This window comes from Pedobacter ginsengisoli, from assembly GCF_030244015.1.
GTDB lineage: Bacteria > Bacteroidota > Bacteroidia > Sphingobacteriales > Sphingobacteriaceae > Pedobacter > Pedobacter ginsengisoli.
In genome coordinates this window covers 315,335-330,145 of the sequence record NZ_JASSYX010000001.1, presented here as the reverse complement: position 1 = coordinate 330,145, position 14,811 = coordinate 315,335, and the positions used below count along the sequence as shown (strand labels likewise).

Sequence of the window (14,811 nt, the reverse complement as noted above, 5' to 3'; positions counted from 1 at the left end):
TTAAAAGTACCTCTCACGACGGTTAAAAGCACCCCTCAATGACGAAGAAAAGTATTAGATCCTTTTGGCGGCTGAAAGATTGGAAGGCTCACATCCATAGAATTACCCTCAAAATGAGGGATATAAGCAGAGTTATATATTTTAAACGGAACCGCAGGCGATGCTGTTAGTTTAACCACAACCGTACTCGCACAGCAGGAACAGTGACAAAAAGGGGTACAGTCATCCGTGTGTGACGACGATTCCTGCTGTCCATGCGAAGCAGCCATTACCGTCTGAGCTTCCTCCGTTTCATGTGCATCAGCACAAGGCACAAAATTCAGTACCAGCACCATCATCACACATAGGAAAGAAAGAAACCTCATCTCTATTTATTTATGATCATCATTCACTCTTATTTATGATCATCATTCACCTCGAGCCAGTGGCCGTCAGGATCTTTGAAATATATCTGCTTAACGCGATCCGCTCTATTGGTAACCGCTTGTTTTTCACCGGCCCAATTCTCAAAATCGATTTTCATTGCCTTTAGTTTGGCAATAAACTCATCTATCGAAGCCACACTAAAGCAAAGGTGTTCATTTTTATCATGTACAGCAGCAGCCTTAGCACCCGATATAATGTGGAGGTGACCAGCAGGCCCGATGGAAAACCAGGTATGCCTGCCATCATGAAAAGGCTCAGGGATGATCTCCAGGTCAAATACATGCTTATAAAAATCAGTAGCCACTTTCAGGTCCGCCACATAAACAGCGATATGATTCAATACAGCAGCAGAATTCTTTTTTTCAGTTTGGGCCATAGCTTTTTGAAACGGGCTTAAAGTCATTCCCAGCAACACAACCAAAGCCAGCATTTTTATTGACAAATGTTTTTGTTCCTTGTTATTCATTCTGGTTGAGGGATTACAGCACATCATTACATTATGTTTATTTTTTCTTTAGCAAGATGGTCAAAATTCTTGGAATATCACTTCTGTTGTTGTCATCAAAATACTCGTCAAGCTCCACCAGGGACAATCCGTGCTTCCTGCCTGCATGAATAAAGTCAGATACATTGTGGTTAAAACAGTCTACCACCTGCTGGTTTCCTTCCGCAGTATCAAACCTGGCCTTAGTACCGCTGTACTGTTTAAACGGATGCAATTCGCCGATGTACACATACCCACCCGGATTTAGTGATTTGGCAACTTCATTGAACACATAATCCAGGTTATCAATATGTTCCAGCACCAGGCTAAAAGTCACCAGATCGTATAAACCGTCCCTAAAATTCCAGCGGGAGGTAATGTCTGCCTGCTTAAACTGTACCCTGTTGGAAGTGATCTTGTCTTTCGCCCTTGCCAGCATCTGGTCGGAAAGATCGACCGCCGTGATCAGCGCTGCCCGCCCGATCAGCCACTCCGTATTCTTCCCAGTCCCGCAGCCAATCTCCAATACTTTATTGAAAGGAATACTGGCGAGGGAAATCCTCAGTGCCAGCCCCTCCAGGTCACGTGTTTTATTGTCGTTGGTATCGTATTGCGCAGCCCAGATGTTGTAAGCCTGTTTAGTATTCATACCGCAAAAATAATAAAAAATGCCGTGGCTTTTATAAAGGCTTTAACAACCTGGGAACGCGCCCAGTTACAATAAATTATTCAGTACTGACAAGCTTTAATCTGTATTGATAAAAGGACGGCAGCCCGCCTGAGCCCTGGTAGGAGAGATCTTTTGTCATAATAAGACTATCTCCCTTTCCAAAATACCTGTATTTTCGGGCAAGGATCAGCCCCCAATCAAAATCTGTCTTATAGACTCCGTGGTCTGTAAAGGAGATCACGTTTCCGGGCTTTAATTCAAAAGTTCCCTTTCCTATGCTGCTGTTATATTTATTATCCTGGAAAGTCACCCACGAAACAGCCTCCACGTAATAATTTCCGTACCGGTAATGTAACTTGCCTTTGTAAGTTCCGCTAAACCTCGGCTGGTCTTTGTAACTATTGGTATCCAGGTCAGCATAAACATCCGTCACACCAATGTAAGGCTCACTTGTATCTCCCTTATCTATTGCAATGCTGTCTAAGGTTTTCGGATCGGGTTCCGGATCAGATGTTGGCACTGCGTCTTTTTTTGAGCAGCCTGTGAGAAAAACAAACACAATCGGGATAATCAGGTATTTTTTCATGTTGTTTGGTTAGGATGAGTCGTTATTAAAAGTCGTTAAAGTATTTTTCGTTAGATTAAATCTAACAAGAATAGCTTACAATTCAAACTCCTATTTAATTGATTATCAATTATCGTGAAAATTTTTCCTTCGAACCATCTTTGCCAGGTTCCCAAGCACCTTAAGTTTAAACTCAATTTCCTCAGACCAGGGCAGGCCAAAACAAAGCCGCATACAGTTTTCAAACTGGTCCTGCAAAGTAAACATCCTGCCGGGGGCAATACTGATCCCTTGTTTAATGGCCAGGTCATACAGTTCACTGACATCAATTTCAGGAGGGAATTCTACCCAGAGCGCCAGCCCGCCCTGAGGCCTGCTGGTCTTTGTTCCCTCCGGAAAATACCGGGCTATCGCCTGTACATAAAGTTCATAATTGTGCTGCAAAGTCCGGCGAAGCTGACGCAGGTGATTTTCATACCGGCCGGTCCGCAGAAAATTACCGACAGCCTCCTGCTGGATAGCAGGTGAAGAAATAGAATGGACCAGTTTCAGTTTCAGCAGCTTGTCCTTATACCTGCCCGGTGCCACCCAGCCCACACGATATCCCGGAGCCAGGTTTTTGGAAACAGAACTACACCACAAGACATTACCAGTCGTGTCAAATGCCTTGCAGCACTTTGGCCGCTGCGTACCAAAGTAGAGATCACCGTAAATGTCATCTTCGATCAGGGGGACGTGGTGACGGGCAAGCAACTCCACCACTTCCTTTTTATTTTCATCGGGCATACAGCTGCCCATCGGTGTATTGAAATTGGGCACGAGCAGGCACATGCTCACCTTACCGATCACGCTTTTCAGGGCATCTACAGCTATCCCCGTTTCCGGGTGAACAGGCAGTTCGAGCACCTTAAACCCCAGGCTGAGCGCGAGCTGCAGAATACCAGGATAGCAGGGGCTCTCCAGAGCAATCGTATCACCGGGTTTCCCGAGGGCCATCATACAAAAAGACAAGGCATTCATGCCGCCGCTGGTCGTGATCAGGTCATCCTCATGCAGGCTCCCGCCCCAGGCCAGCGACCGGGAAGCAATCATTCTCCGCAGCTTAATATTTCCCTGCAGGGATTCATAAGCTGCACCGCCCGCACTCAGCACCCGCGTAGCCAATAACACTTCCTTCTTTAATTTGGAAAGAGGCAGCAGATTACCAGAAGGGATCCCAATGGAAAAAAGGGTCAGCTTTTCATTCCCCATATTGGCGTAAACCTTACTGATCAGCTCACCGGGTTCCTTTTCGCCGGCCACCGGCGAGGGCCTGCTGACCCCGGGCAATGGCAGCCGCTGTTCAGTCAGACGGTTCACAAAATAACCGGACATCGGCTTTGAATCGACCAGCGACAGTGCAGAAAGTTCCAGCATCACCCTTTTTGCAGTATTCATACTGACACCGTAATCACTGCACAAAGCCCGCAGAGAAGGCAAACGCTCCCCTGGTTTTAAAATCCCGCTTTTGATCTGTCCCGCAATACCTTTGGCGATCTCGTTGTACCTAAAATCTGCACCCATAGCACAAATATAACTGTACCCATCGAAATATACAAAACTGTAACTGTATTCATTGACTGTACCGTTTTAGCTTTGTATCCATAAACGATCACCAGATGAATGAGCATACACTAACACGCAGCAAAGCGAAAGAAAACAGCCGCAGCGGCTGGATAAACGGGATTATTGGCGTACTGATCTTTAGCGGATCACTCCCCGCCACAAAAGTTGCCATCCTGGATTTCAATCCCGTATTCCTGACGGCCGCACGTGCAGGTATAGCCGGAATCCTCGGGCTTGCCATCCTGCTGATCTATAAAGAAAAACGCCCCGGAAAACAGCACATCTATCCATTAATTATTGTTTCACTGGGAGTCGTACTTGGTTACCCGTTGTTGTCGGCGCTCGCCCTGCAGCATGTGAGCTCGGCGCATTCCATGGTTTTTGTCGGCATGCTGCCGCTCAGTACAGCGATATTTGGCGTGTTGCGTGGCACCGAGCGTCCGCATCCTGCATTCTGGCTGTTTTCCATCCTGGGAAGTCTGCTCGTTATCGGATATGCTCTTACCAGAGGAGCCTCAGGATCAGCCACGGGCAATATACTCATGCTGCTGGCCATCATCGTTTGCGGGCTTGGCTACGCCGAAGGCGCAAAACTATCCAGGGTACTGGGCGGCTGGCAGGTGATCTGCTGGGCGCTGGTGCTGTCACTGCCTTTTATGACTGTGATCGCAGGATTTACAACGCCCCCTTCATTTTCGGGAATCCGTCTGGCTTCCTGGACCAGCCTGGCTTATATTTCGGTATTCAGTATGCTTGTCGGTTTTATATTCTGGTACCGCGGCCTGGCATTGGGAGGCATCGCAGCGGTGGGGCAGCTGCAGCTGCTGCAACCGTTTTTTGGGCTGGCACTGGCCGCATTCCTGCTTCATGAGCCGGTAGGCCCAGATATGCTGGGAGTTACTGCCGGTGTCATAATATGTGTTGCCGGGTCAAGGAGGTTTGCCAGATCGCCGGCATTTATCAAAGCCCGGACAGACACATAACCCAGCCCAGCCGGATCCTGCCGGGACATGACAGGGACCATCGCAAGGCTGAAGGAGTTAGGATTGAACAAAGCCCGGGAACCAAAAGGCACCCGGGCTTTGTGATGTTCTTTAAACGACCAGTTTAAGCAGACCAGACACTACTTTTGCGGTGGCCTGGTCGTTGTATCGCGTTTAAGCGTATCCTGTTTAGACTTATCTTTATCTTTCTTTTTGTCATGGTCCTTTTTGTCCTTGTGTTTTTTTGTGGTGTCCTGCTTAGTTTTAGTGGTATCCTGCCAGAAACCAACATTCGCGGAAGCAGTCAGGCAAAAAGCGCCCAGGGCCAGCATCATCATTAACTTTTTCATAGTATAAGATTATATTAAACAATAAGTGATTTACCGCTAAAACATGCATCAGGCCCGGCTGGTTTTCTAATTCGTAAAATCACGTATAAATACTGGGCCGATCTCTTATATTTATAGGCACAATACAGGAACAAAGGAAATTGAACTAACCATCCGGATATGGAACAATACAATAAACGGGTCGATGCATATATTGCGGAGTGCAAAGATTTCGCTAAGCCGATTCTACTGCACCTCCGTAAATTGGTACACCAGGCCTCGCCGGAATTTACAGAAGCGATCAAATGGAGCTGCCCATTTTTTGAACACAACGGGCCTGTTTGCCAAATGGCGGCATTTAAAGAACATTGCGCTTTTGGTTTCTGGCAAGCTGCAATAATGGATGACCCGGACAACATTTTAAAAAGAGAGGAGAAAAATGCAGGCAGTATCGGCAGGATTACCAGCCTCGAGGATTTGCCGGCAGATGAGATCCTGATCAAATACATCAGACAGGCCCTTTCCTTAAACAAAGCAGGTATTAAAGCCCCCTCACGTGCTAAAACCTTAAACGAAAAGACAGAACTGGCTGTTCCTGATTATTTCATTGAGGCCCTTGCCAGGAATGTGGAAGCTTCAGTACATTTTGACAAATTCAGCCCGTCACAGAGAAAAGAGTATGTAACCTGGCTGGAAGAAGCTAAAACAGAGACGACAAGAAACAAACGTCTGGAAACTGCCATGGAGTGGATCAGCGAGGGGAAGTCAAGACACTGGAAATATAAGTAAGCGTCCGGTCGCCCAATAAGCAAGGGTGTAATCACCTGAATAACAGCCATCCGCAGCAAAAGCAAACCTGATTCGCAGAGACATCAGTTTATTTAGTAGCTTTAAATCATGGTACGTCAGCACATCCCCATACTCCTGCTTCTTTACTTCTGCGCTATCACATCCGCGAATGCGCAATACGCAAAAGTGAGCCAACAACAAGGTTCTCTAAAACTCATAAAAACCGGCAAAGGCAAACCAAGAAACATTGTCTTCATTCTGGCCGATGACCACCGTTTTGATGCCCTGGGCTTTTTAAAAGCCCAGGAATTCATCAAGACACCCAACATGAACCGCCTGGCAAATGAAGGAGCTTACCTGCAGAATGCATTTGTGACGACCTCACTCTGCTCCCCATCAAGGGCATCTATACTGACCGGCCTGTACGCACATAAGCATAAAGTGGTGGACAACAACAACCCGGTTTCCAAAGAGATCGTATTTTATCCGCAGTATCTGCAGCAAGCCGGCTACCAGACAGCGATGGTCGGCAAATGGCACATGGGCGGGGAACACGATGACCCGCAGCGCGGTTTTGACTACTGGGTCTCGTTCAAAGGTCAGGGCACCTACCTGCCAAATCCAAACGGCTTAAATGTCAACGGCAGGCATGTACCTCAAAAAGGTTACATCACCGATGAACTGGCAGACTATGCCCTCGACTTTCTAAAATCCCGTAAAAAGGAGAAGCCATTTATGCTTTACCTCTCACACAAAGGCGTACATGCCGAGTTTATGCCCGCAAATCGCGACAAAGGCATGGCCGACAAATACAAGTTCGTGCCGCCTGCAAACATGGAGGCCAGTTTACATAAAAACGCGCCCATGTGGTTAAAAAACCAGCGCAATTCCTGGCATGGCGTAGAATTCCCGTACCACAGCAGCCTGGACATTGGCGAATATTATAAGCGCTACGCCGAAACGCTGCACAGCGTTGATGAATCCATAGGCAAGGTAATGGCCTATTTGCAGGAACAAGGCCTGCTGGAATCGACACTGATCGTTTACATGGGCGACAATGGCTTTCAATTTGGCGAGCACGGCCTGATCGACAAACGGGTGGCATATGAGGCCTCCATGCGTGTGCCAATGCTGGCTTATTGCCCGGAACTGATTAAACCCGGCACAGTCATCAAAGAGGTAGTCGCGAATATAGACATCGCCCCTACTTTCCTGGAAGCAGCTGGCCTGAAAGCACCTGCGTATATAGACGGCATGAGTTTTTTACCCCTGCTGGAAGGCAGGAAACCGGAAAACTGGCGCACAGGCCTGCTGTATGAATATTACTGGGAACGCAATTTTCCGCAAACGCCTACCATGCACGCACTCAGGGGCGACCGGTATAAATACATCCATTACAACGGCATTTGGGATACAGACGAGCTGTATGACCTGCAGGAAGATCCGCTCGAACTCAACAACCTGATCCGCAGCACTGAGCACCTTGGGATAGTCAAAAAGATGAACAAACAACTGTTTGACATCATGGGCAATACCGGCGGGATGTACATCCCCTTATTTCCTGACGCTGGCGGCAAGAACGACCTGCGTTATGAATATGGTTCCGGTGCGGCAGAATTTCCTTCCTACCTGAAAAGAGGCGGTACCGGGACGGAAAAGAAATAAAAAGTGGGGCCGGTGCCGCTACACCAACCCCATAATTTGTCACATGACCACGGTGGCTCCCACATATTCAGAGGTACTCACGCTTTTCCCGTCCGCACTTACAAAGGCCATATACACATGTACGTTATCGCCTGAAAACTGAGATGGCAGTACCATATCAAAGGAAAGCGCCGCCCTGGTCACCACGCCTATCGACATGACAAACAGCTGTTTTGACGGATTGTAGACAATAAATGCCGCATCATCAGTAACAGCACCTTTCCAGGTCCCGATATTTGCCGTCCAGGTAAAATCCAGCTGCGCATCCACCGTAGTAGCCATGACCAGTTGATTGGCGAGTGCAAGCCTGCCCCGGCTCAGCAATACATTAGGATAGTCAATCGAATAAGCCGGAGCAACACCGGCCACCGCATGTTCAAGGTTATATTTCACCGCCGCATTCATCGGCGACATCTCACTCGCGTAATTTTGGTAGCCGATGTCAATAAAATCAGACGCCCAGCCCAGCCACTCGACCATCATCGTAAACCTCATGATCGTATAACTTTGCAATAGTGAAGGTTCGCGGCTGGCTGTAGCCCTTACAGCCGCCATCACCCATTTCCCAAACTTGCGGTAGCCCACCAGTGACCCGGTGCGTCCCGTAAACCCGGAAAAGGGCCCGTTTTTCAGTTGTCCCATAATCTTCGTTTTTTTTATGGTTTATTATTCTGTTAATTATCGCCGGTTTTAGCGGACCGGCCATACAAACGTACAGGGCCAAAAAACAAAAGGCAATCTGTGTGCGCAGATTGCCTTTAATGTAAATTATTGGTTATTAAGTCGTTATTCCTCAACCGGAAAATTAGCAGGGAGCTTTTCATAAACACTCACATAAGCCTCGACCACCTGAGGAATCTTCATTGAATCCAGCATCCGCTTTTCATCCATTCGCTTTGCAGTCCTTTCCTGCTCATTCAATAAGATTTCATAATCCTCCTCATCCATTTCCTCAGCAAATTTTTCCTCTGAATTGCTCTTCAGAATTTCCTTGACCTGGTGCTCAAGCCAAATCCTGTTCAGCTCAGACATGATATTGCCAAAAACTTTCCGGGAAATCTCACCATACTTAAAATCCAGTTTCATTTCACGAATAAGCCTGAATATAAAAACATAAACCGGCCTTAACTCCACCGGCTCACGCAACTTATTATACGTTCTAAAATCCAGGAAATCATCTAGCTTCCGGCACCGCAATAATAAAGGATACCGCTCTGAAATGGCCTCCATGACCGCATCATCAAAGAGTTCCCTGTTGTTTCCGTGCTCCTTAAAACACATTCCCTTATGATCATGTACGATACTCGAAGACATCAGGATATTATCCATTCCCATAATAAAAAGCCTCATTGAAGAAAGTTCCGCATCAATGACAGGCTTTTTAAAACTAAGCTCAAAAGCAGAAAATGACGGAAGCGGTTTCACAACATAAGCACTTCCTCTCCTTCTGGCCTGCTGATAGTCAAAGGCACGGTGCCTTCTAAAAACATAATACTCGTATTCAGCTGTCGGATAAAGAGACCTCCTATAGACGGAATTTTCAAAATCGTCCCCGATTACCTCTTTACAAAACTGGTCATAGTGTTCAAACAGATACTTTATGAATTTAACAAAACGGCCTTTAGTGACCACACTAAAGCGACAGTCAAAATAATATTTCATTATGATTTATGTTAGTTGCGTTAAATGTAATAAACAAGCTCAATCATCACCGGTTCCCCCTCAGATTGCTCAGCGTAGTCGGGTCCATCAGCAGATAACTCGCTATGGCCTTCAGTTCAAAATACTGCTCAATCTTCGGATCAAAATGATCCAGAAATGCAGAATACCTTTCCTTTGCGCTCATTTTAAAAAACTGCCTGCGTTCAGTAACCTCACTATTCTCATCAGCAAGGATCTTGACAATGAGCTCATGCGTTTCGATGGTCTTGCGCTTCATGACCTGCAGCGCATCATAAGAAATACTGTACAGCACCGTATCCTCAGCATATTCCAGAAAGCAGGACGAAGGCACCTGTCTGAAAAAACTGTCCTTCAGAGAAACGATCTCGCCGGCCTTCCAGAACCCTATTGTCTGCTGTCTTGTTTCCCAGGGCTCCTTGCCGGGAATCTCGGTAAAAGCACGGGCATAGCCAACTGGCATCCAGGAGGCGGTTTTACAAATCTCGCCAATGCTGTGTACAATGACATTTTGTACAAAAGGCCCTTCAACAGGCAGCAAACAATCCGGCAGTAAATTTTTAAAATGATCGCCGATAGGCTCAATGTCATGCAGGTGACCAAACAAGTCTGTAATAGGATACAGCTCGTCGACAGCGCTAATTTTTGTGTTCATCAGGAACTTGATTGAGTTAATTTATTTAGTTAGCTGAGCTAAATTTACGACCAATCCTGCAACGCCACAATCCAACTATCTTAAGAAAAGAAAGAAAACATCACCTTCCGCCCCTCAGATCGCTCATGTAATTTTCCGAAATCCGAAAATAATCTGCGAGCTGCTTTTGCGAAAAATGCTGCCAGATCTCCTTACCGCACATCTTTTCAAAAATCTCCAGCTGTTCTTCCATGACCAGTTTGTTCATATTCGCAATTTCTACCGCGTGCTTTTTGAGCTCTGCCAAGATACAAATGGCCAGCGCGTCTACCTCCGGCGCTACCACTTTCAAGGTCACGAACGCCGGATTGGGAAATGGTATAATGACCGAGCCTTTGGTAAAATGCAGGGTACGATAAGATGGCACCTTATTAAAGAAACCATCCGCATCCAGCGCAATCATTTTGGGAGGAAATATCTCATCAATGTGGACCACATCCAGCCCCTCTTTATCCTTTCCCGGCATTGTAAAATAGCCATAGCCCTCATCTACCCAATAGGCAATGTCATTTATCCCATCCTCATTTTTAGGGCTGGTATATCTGGCCGTCAATGTATCTGCTGCCAGCATTGGGTCTATTCCCGAATCAAAAGCAGCCGACAGTTCAATTTTACTGTGCAGGTAACTTTTCAGATTCGCTATAGGGGCGCCTTTAGTATATTCCATAATAGTTTATCTGCAGTCCTTGTCATGATCCTAATTTTGGGTACACATCATGTGATCCTGATGTATATTTAAATAATTTTTCTATATTTTAAAAGTACGCATTCAGTTCATCAGGACATTATTTTTCAACGGGTTTATTACCTGATTTTTACCCCCTTTTCAATAAATTTTCCTGTCTGGAGGTTTCGGCAATACTATTGCCGAAACCTCCAATATTTAAAGCAAATGTGAATAATAACCAGGTGTAAAACATAAAGCCAGTGTATTAAGCTTGTGTTAATATAAAAACCCGAATACCCATAGCGGAAGGGCATCGGTAACAGGAAACGCAACATCGTCGATGACGCGGTGCCCGTTTTCAACTCCGTTAACCTGTTTCAGGCTTTTATTTTTACCCCCAATCTCAAACGTCCATTTTCCATTAACCATAAAATCTCCGGTGTTGGTATAGTTCAGATTATATCTGGCGGCAACCTGACTTGCAAAAAAAGTTTCCCTCAGGTTGCCTTCATTGGGTTCGATATTTGTCAGGGCGTAAGAAAGATTGGTGTTATTGAGGTAAATCTTCTCTGGTTTTTGCAGGGCAACAATACTGATCCCGCTATAGTATAACTGTCTGATGAGCCTCGCCTCCTCCAAAAAGGACAAATAATTGGTTATGGTATTGCGATGGACGGAGCTTTTTTTTGCGAGTTCTGTAATGTTTGGTTTATAGGGTACGTTGGAAGCTAGCACATAAAAAAGTTGAAGCATTTTGCGGGCATTTCTGATATCAAAATCGTGGAGCTCTGCCATATCATATTCCACAATGGTTCTGATCAGCTGCTGGATTCTGTCTGGCAGACTGTCCATATCTTCTGCAAAAAAAGGATAATAACCATGCTTCAGATAATCTGAAAAATATTGCAGAGGTCTGAAATCGCCTGGAAACATTTTTTGCCAGCCTCTTTCTGGTTCAAGCAATTCATCGATACCAAATGGCCCAATTTCCAGTATTCCCCTGAGCGACAGGTATTCTCTGTAAGAAAGTCCATGGAGATCATACATCAATGCCCTTCTGCTCAGATCCGCCTCTTCTTTGGCGATGTCGATAATAGAAGAACCTGTAAATACTATTTTTAGATCCGGATAGAAGTCGTATAGATTTTTGATGTGTCTGGACCATGAAGGATATTTATGTACTTCGTCCAGAAACAGGTATTTACCTCCGCCCCTGTAAAATGCTTCTGCTGTTTCAACCAGTGAGTTGGTTGTAAAATAAAGATCATCGAGCGTAAAATAAGCTGCCTCTGTAGCTTTCAGATTTAGCGCTTTGAGATATTGCAGCAGAATAGTTGTTTTACCAGTACCCCGTGCACCTTTAATACCAATCAGCCGGTTGTTCCATTTGATCTGGTGATACAGATAGCGCTTAAAGTCCAACCTGGACTGGCTAACTAAAGACTGCGATTTTTGCAACAGGGCTTCCATGTTTTCCATACAAAGATACTTTTTATTTTTATTTTGCACAATGAGATGTGCAATAATTTATATATTCTGCACATCATATTGTGCAAAACATAATCGTTCCCGGCAAAAGCTAATTAAATCAGTTGATATAGACCTATGCCGCATCCATTTTTATTTCCGTAGTCTTTCAACAGCCTCTTCATAGTCTTATCGTAGTCCTTGCTTTGTCCCCCGGCCTTTCCGAAGGCTAAGTTAGCGCTTCTGTATGCTTGTGCAATCTGTCTGCGCAGATTGGTGGCGGCCGGTTTGATGTGTAAGTTTGACTCTCGTCAGGAATGAATCTTAAACCTGAAATAAAAGAATCCTAAACCTGAAATAAACGTGTTTTAAACCTGAAATAAAAATGGCAAGATTACCAAAAGGACTATTTGGGGGTTTCTCGGGCAAACTCGGCGACCTCGTTGGCTACACCCGCAATGGGAAAGATCTGGTACGCACCAGGGGCAAAAGCACCAAACCTGCCAGCATAAAGCAATTGGCAGTAAGACAAAAGATTTCTTTGTTAAACACCACACTGGGGGCAATGCTCACGGTGATCAATGTGGGTTTTAAACTGACGGTGAAGGGAACAGACAAAAACCCCTTCAATGAAGCCGTCTCTTACAATTTTAAGCATGCCTGCCAGGGGGGTTATCCGGAAATCAGTATTGATTACAGCAAGCTTCTGGTCAGTCAGGGTTCGCTGCCGCCTGCATTTGAGGCAAAGGTCAGCATTGTGCCGGGCGCGCTGGAATTTAGCTGGGCCCTGGACCCGGAAGTTCATGCAAACATCCTGAATGACAGGGCAATGCTACTCATTTATTATCCGGATGACGAACATTTACCTGCGTCGAATGAGCACATGATCTGTGTACTTGTCGGGGCGCAACGGAAGGCACTGAAGGATGTGATTGAGCTGCCGGCTGCTTATTTAACGGCTCCTATGCACTGCTATATCGCTTTTGCGGCAGAAGACGGGAACAGCATCAGCAATAGTGTGCTTGCAGAACCCATTTAATCTTTCAGAAATCCGGCTGGAATTATTTAAACACTTCTGCCATCAGCTCATAAGACCGCAGCCTGGCCTGATGGTCGTAAATGTGCGAGCTGGCCATGATCTCGTCTGCTCCGGTCTGATCGACAAAGCTTTGCAGGTCGGTTTTAACTGTTTCTTTGCTCCCCACAAAAGTGCAGGCGAGCATCTGGCTGGCCTGTGCTTCTTCATAATCGTCCCATACGCCTTCCATGCTATCGACAGGGGGCTGCAACAGCCTCCTTTTCCCGGTGACGATGCCTTTGAACAACTGATATAGCGATGTGACCAGTTTTTCTGCTTCTGCGTCAGTATCGGCCGCCACCACATTGACACAGGCCAGAACATAGGGTTTGTCCAGGTATTGCGATGGTTTGAACTCTTCCCTGTAGATTCTGATGGCGGTCAAAAGCTGCGCCGGGGCAAAATGACTGGCAAAAGCATAAGGCAGCCCCATAGCCGCAGCCAGGTGCGCGCTGTCTGTACTCGAGCCCAATATCCAGATGGGGATGTCCAGACCTTCACCGGGAATGGCCCTTACGGCGCTCCCGCTGTTTTCGGCAGAAAAATACCTTTGCAGTCTTAAAATGTCTTTAGGAAAATCATTGACGCCACTAAACCTTTCGCCCCTGATGGCCATGGCGGTCACCTGATCTGTACCGGGTGCCCTGCCCAGACCCAGGTCTATCCGGCCGGGAAACAGTGATTCGAGGGTACCGAATTGCTCGGCGATGACCAGCGGAGAATGGTTGGGCAGCATGATGCCGCCTGAACCTACCCTGATGGTTTTGGTGTGATTGGCGATGTGCCCGATCACGACGGATGTCGCTGAGCTGGCTACGCTGATCATGTTGTGGTGTTCGGCCAGCCAGTAGCGTTTGAAACCCCATTGTTCAACATGCTGAGCAAGGTCAACACTGTTTTTGAAGGTATCGGCCGGCGTTTTGTCTTCTATTACCGTGGCAAGGTCTAATATGGAATACGGGAGGTCTGCAAGCAGTTTTTTCATAGTCATGTACAAAGAGCTGCAAAATTACTGCCTGTGCACATTAAACTGAACTCGCAGCAAACGATATGACTTTAATTCTACAAGCGCTGCTTTTTAAGGGCTCCAGGAACTGTTTTTAAGATCTGCTGATGTTGCTTTTTAAGACCGCCAACCACTACTTCCAAGACCTGCAAGCGCTACTTCTTAAGCTCGCTTATCAACTCCTGCGCCTTTGCATAACGGGCATTTTCCCGGGGGATCTTTTGCAGCCACATGATCGCCTCCTTCCCGTTGTCTTCTTTTACAAAGCTGAGCCCTGCGTAAAAAGCGGCGTCGTACTTAAATACAGACTGCCCTTCAAACAGGTGTTTCAATAGTGTTCTGGCCTCATAGGTCTGTTTGGTCTCAATCAGCGTGACCGCAAAGTAATAGGTCAGCACAGGATTCTGGGGGTTGAACATGTACTCTTTTCCCAGTATTTTTCTGGCTTCTGCATAGTCGCCCTTATTGTACAGCTCGGCTGCTTTGAGGAGCTCTGCGCGGTTATCAGCGCCCTGCGCTATGGCCGGCATCTGCTTGCTAAAGCTATATTTTTCATAGCGGCCCGATGACCATGGAGACCAAATGATCGTACCAATAACAACAGCTGCGGCGACAATACCGGCCAATATCTTCTTGTTCTTCGTCATCCTTTTACTTTAGTATG

At 46.4% G+C, this 14,811-nt stretch carries 17 protein-coding genes; 4 read left to right on the top strand and 13 right to left on the bottom strand.

Translation table 11 applies throughout. The features are described 5' to 3' along the window. Nucleotides 1-35: 35 nt before the first annotated feature. The 5 genes from QEP08_RS01360 to QEP08_RS01340 all read right to left on the bottom strand — a co-directional run bounded on the left by QEP08_RS01360 (nt 36) and on the right by QEP08_RS01340 (nt 3,708). Nucleotides 36-365, bottom strand: a complete 330-nt coding sequence (locus QEP08_RS01360; RefSeq protein ID WP_285054885.1) for a DUF6660 family protein — start codon at nt 363-365, stop codon at nt 36-38. 29 nt (nt 366-394) lie between these two features. Then, entirely contained in the window at nt 395-892 is a 498-nt protein-coding gene (locus QEP08_RS01355) for a VOC family protein (RefSeq protein WP_285054883.1), read from the bottom strand. Nucleotides 893-929: 37 nt separating this feature from the next. Next, nucleotides 930-1,559, bottom strand: coding sequence for a class I SAM-dependent methyltransferase (locus QEP08_RS01350; RefSeq protein WP_285054881.1), 630 nt, complete (start codon nt 1,557-1,559; stop codon nt 930-932). 76 nt (nt 1,560-1,635) lie between these two features. Then, the gene (locus tag QEP08_RS01345) at nt 1,636-2,166 is read right to left on the bottom strand and encodes a hypothetical protein (protein ID WP_285054879.1); all 531 of its coding nucleotides are present in this window, start codon (nt 2,164-2,166) and stop codon (nt 1,636-1,638) included. Between the two features lie 105 nt (nt 2,167-2,271). Continuing rightward, the gene (locus QEP08_RS01340; protein WP_285054876.1) at nt 2,272-3,708 is read right to left on the bottom strand and encodes an aminotransferase-like domain-containing protein; all 1,437 of its coding nucleotides are present in this window, start codon (nt 3,706-3,708) and stop codon (nt 2,272-2,274) included. Nucleotides 3,709-3,803: 95 nt separating this feature from the next. Between QEP08_RS01340 and QEP08_RS01335 the strand changes: the two genes are divergently transcribed. Further along, on the top strand, nt 3,804-4,733 hold the full coding sequence (locus QEP08_RS01335) for a DMT family transporter (protein WP_285054875.1): 930 nt from the start codon (nt 3,804-3,806) through the stop codon (nt 4,731-4,733). Nucleotides 4,734-4,873: 140 nt separating this feature from the next. Here QEP08_RS01335 and QEP08_RS01330 read toward each other — a convergent pair whose 3' ends face one another. After that, nucleotides 4,874-5,083 carry a hypothetical protein gene (locus QEP08_RS01330; protein WP_285054874.1) on the bottom strand — a complete coding sequence of 70 codons (210 nt, stop codon included), beginning with the start codon at nt 5,081-5,083 and terminating at the stop codon, nt 4,874-4,876. Nucleotides 5,084-5,242: 159 nt separating this feature from the next. Here QEP08_RS01330 and QEP08_RS01325 point away from each other — a divergent pair, with 159 nt between their 5' ends. Next, entirely contained in the window at nt 5,243-5,851 is a 609-nt protein-coding gene (locus tag QEP08_RS01325; RefSeq protein ID WP_285054871.1) for a YdeI/OmpD-associated family protein, read from the top strand. Between the two features lie 108 nt (nt 5,852-5,959). Further along, nucleotides 5,960-7,516: a sulfatase family protein gene (locus QEP08_RS01320; RefSeq protein ID WP_285054870.1), complete on the top strand. Its 1,557-nt coding sequence runs from the start codon at nt 5,960-5,962 to the stop codon at nt 7,514-7,516. 39 nt (nt 7,517-7,555) lie between these two features. Here QEP08_RS01320 and QEP08_RS01315 read toward each other — a convergent pair whose 3' ends face one another. The 5 genes from QEP08_RS01315 to QEP08_RS01295 form a co-directional block, all read right to left on the bottom strand. After that, nucleotides 7,556-8,197 (bottom strand): DUF6266 family protein, encoded by a 642-nt coding sequence (locus QEP08_RS01315; RefSeq protein ID WP_285054867.1) that lies wholly within the window; start codon nt 8,195-8,197, stop codon nt 7,556-7,558. A gap of 144 nt (nt 8,198-8,341) precedes the next feature. Beyond that, a complete protein-coding gene (locus tag QEP08_RS01310; protein ID WP_285054864.1) occupies nt 8,342-9,217 on the bottom strand; it encodes a hypothetical protein in 876 nt (291 codons plus the stop codon). Between the two features lie 46 nt (nt 9,218-9,263). Beyond that, nucleotides 9,264-9,890, bottom strand: a complete 627-nt coding sequence (locus QEP08_RS01305) for a Crp/Fnr family transcriptional regulator (RefSeq protein ID WP_285054861.1) — start codon at nt 9,888-9,890, stop codon at nt 9,264-9,266. A gap of 100 nt (nt 9,891-9,990) precedes the next feature. After that, a complete protein-coding gene (locus QEP08_RS01300) occupies nt 9,991-10,596 on the bottom strand; it encodes a hypothetical protein (protein ID WP_285054859.1) in 606 nt (201 codons plus the stop codon). Between the two features lie 276 nt (nt 10,597-10,872). After that, entirely contained in the window at nt 10,873-12,075 is a 1,203-nt protein-coding gene (locus QEP08_RS01295; protein ID WP_285054856.1) for an ATP-binding protein, read from the bottom strand. 373 nt (nt 12,076-12,448) lie between these two features. Between QEP08_RS01295 and QEP08_RS01290 the strand changes: the two genes are divergently transcribed. Then, nucleotides 12,449-13,102 carry a DUF6266 family protein gene (locus QEP08_RS01290; protein WP_285054854.1) on the top strand — a complete coding sequence of 218 codons (654 nt, stop codon included), beginning with the start codon at nt 12,449-12,451 and terminating at the stop codon, nt 13,100-13,102. Nucleotides 13,103-13,124: 22 nt separating this feature from the next. On the opposite strand, the gene QEP08_RS01285 is transcribed toward QEP08_RS01290, so the two are convergent. Together QEP08_RS01285 and QEP08_RS01280 are read right to left on the bottom strand one after the other, a co-directional pair. Next, a complete protein-coding gene (locus QEP08_RS01285; RefSeq protein WP_285054852.1) occupies nt 13,125-14,126 on the bottom strand; it encodes an LLM class flavin-dependent oxidoreductase in 1,002 nt (333 codons plus the stop codon). A gap of 176 nt (nt 14,127-14,302) precedes the next feature. Beyond that, nucleotides 14,303-14,794 carry a tetratricopeptide repeat protein gene (locus QEP08_RS01280; protein ID WP_285054850.1) on the bottom strand — a complete coding sequence of 164 codons (492 nt, stop codon included), beginning with the start codon at nt 14,792-14,794 and terminating at the stop codon, nt 14,303-14,305. Nucleotides 14,795-14,811: the final 17 nt, after the last annotated feature.

Excerpts from the sequence above, each read along its gene's own strand:
- QEP08_RS01280 (WP_285054850.1), bottom strand. The coding sequence starts at position 14,794 with ATGACGAAGAACAAGAAGATATTGGCCGGTATTGTCGCCGCAGCTGTT.
- QEP08_RS01310 (WP_285054864.1), bottom strand. The coding sequence starts at position 9,217 with ATGAAATATTATTTTGACTGTCGCTTTAGTGTGGTCACTAAAGGCCGT.
- QEP08_RS01325 (WP_285054871.1), top strand. The coding sequence starts at position 5,243 with ATGGAACAATACAATAAACGGGTCGATGCATATATTGCGGAGTGCAAA.
- QEP08_RS01345 (WP_285054879.1), bottom strand. The coding sequence starts at position 2,166 with ATGAAAAAATACCTGATTATCCCGATTGTGTTTGTTTTTCTCACAGGC.
- QEP08_RS01295 (WP_285054856.1), bottom strand. The coding sequence starts at position 12,075 with ATGGAAAACATGGAAGCCCTGTTGCAAAAATCGCAGTCTTTAGTTAGC.
- QEP08_RS01335 (WP_285054875.1), top strand. The coding sequence starts at position 3,804 with ATGAATGAGCATACACTAACACGCAGCAAAGCGAAAGAAAACAGCCGC.
- QEP08_RS01350 (WP_285054881.1), bottom strand. The coding sequence starts at position 1,559 with ATGAATACTAAACAGGCTTACAACATCTGGGCTGCGCAATACGATACC.
- QEP08_RS01315 (WP_285054867.1), bottom strand. The coding sequence starts at position 8,197 with ATGGGACAACTGAAAAACGGGCCCTTTTCCGGGTTTACGGGACGCACC.
- QEP08_RS01285 (WP_285054852.1), bottom strand. The coding sequence starts at position 14,126 with ATGAAAAAACTGCTTGCAGACCTCCCGTATTCCATATTAGACCTTGCC.
- QEP08_RS01305 (WP_285054861.1), bottom strand. The coding sequence starts at position 9,890 with ATGAACACAAAAATTAGCGCTGTCGACGAGCTGTATCCTATTACAGAC.
- QEP08_RS01355 (WP_285054883.1), bottom strand. The coding sequence starts at position 892 with ATGAATAACAAGGAACAAAAACATTTGTCAATAAAAATGCTGGCTTTG.
- QEP08_RS01320 (WP_285054870.1), top strand. The coding sequence starts at position 5,960 with ATGGTACGTCAGCACATCCCCATACTCCTGCTTCTTTACTTCTGCGCT.
- QEP08_RS01330 (WP_285054874.1), bottom strand. The coding sequence starts at position 5,083 with ATGAAAAAGTTAATGATGATGCTGGCCCTGGGCGCTTTTTGCCTGACT.
- QEP08_RS01290 (WP_285054854.1), top strand. The coding sequence starts at position 12,449 with ATGGCAAGATTACCAAAAGGACTATTTGGGGGTTTCTCGGGCAAACTC.
- QEP08_RS01300 (WP_285054859.1), bottom strand. The coding sequence starts at position 10,596 with ATGGAATATACTAAAGGCGCCCCTATAGCGAATCTGAAAAGTTACCTG.
- QEP08_RS01360 (WP_285054885.1), bottom strand. The coding sequence starts at position 365 with ATGAGGTTTCTTTCTTTCCTATGTGTGATGATGGTGCTGGTACTGAAT.
- QEP08_RS01340 (WP_285054876.1), bottom strand. The coding sequence starts at position 3,708 with ATGGGTGCAGATTTTAGGTACAACGAGATCGCCAAAGGTATTGCGGGA.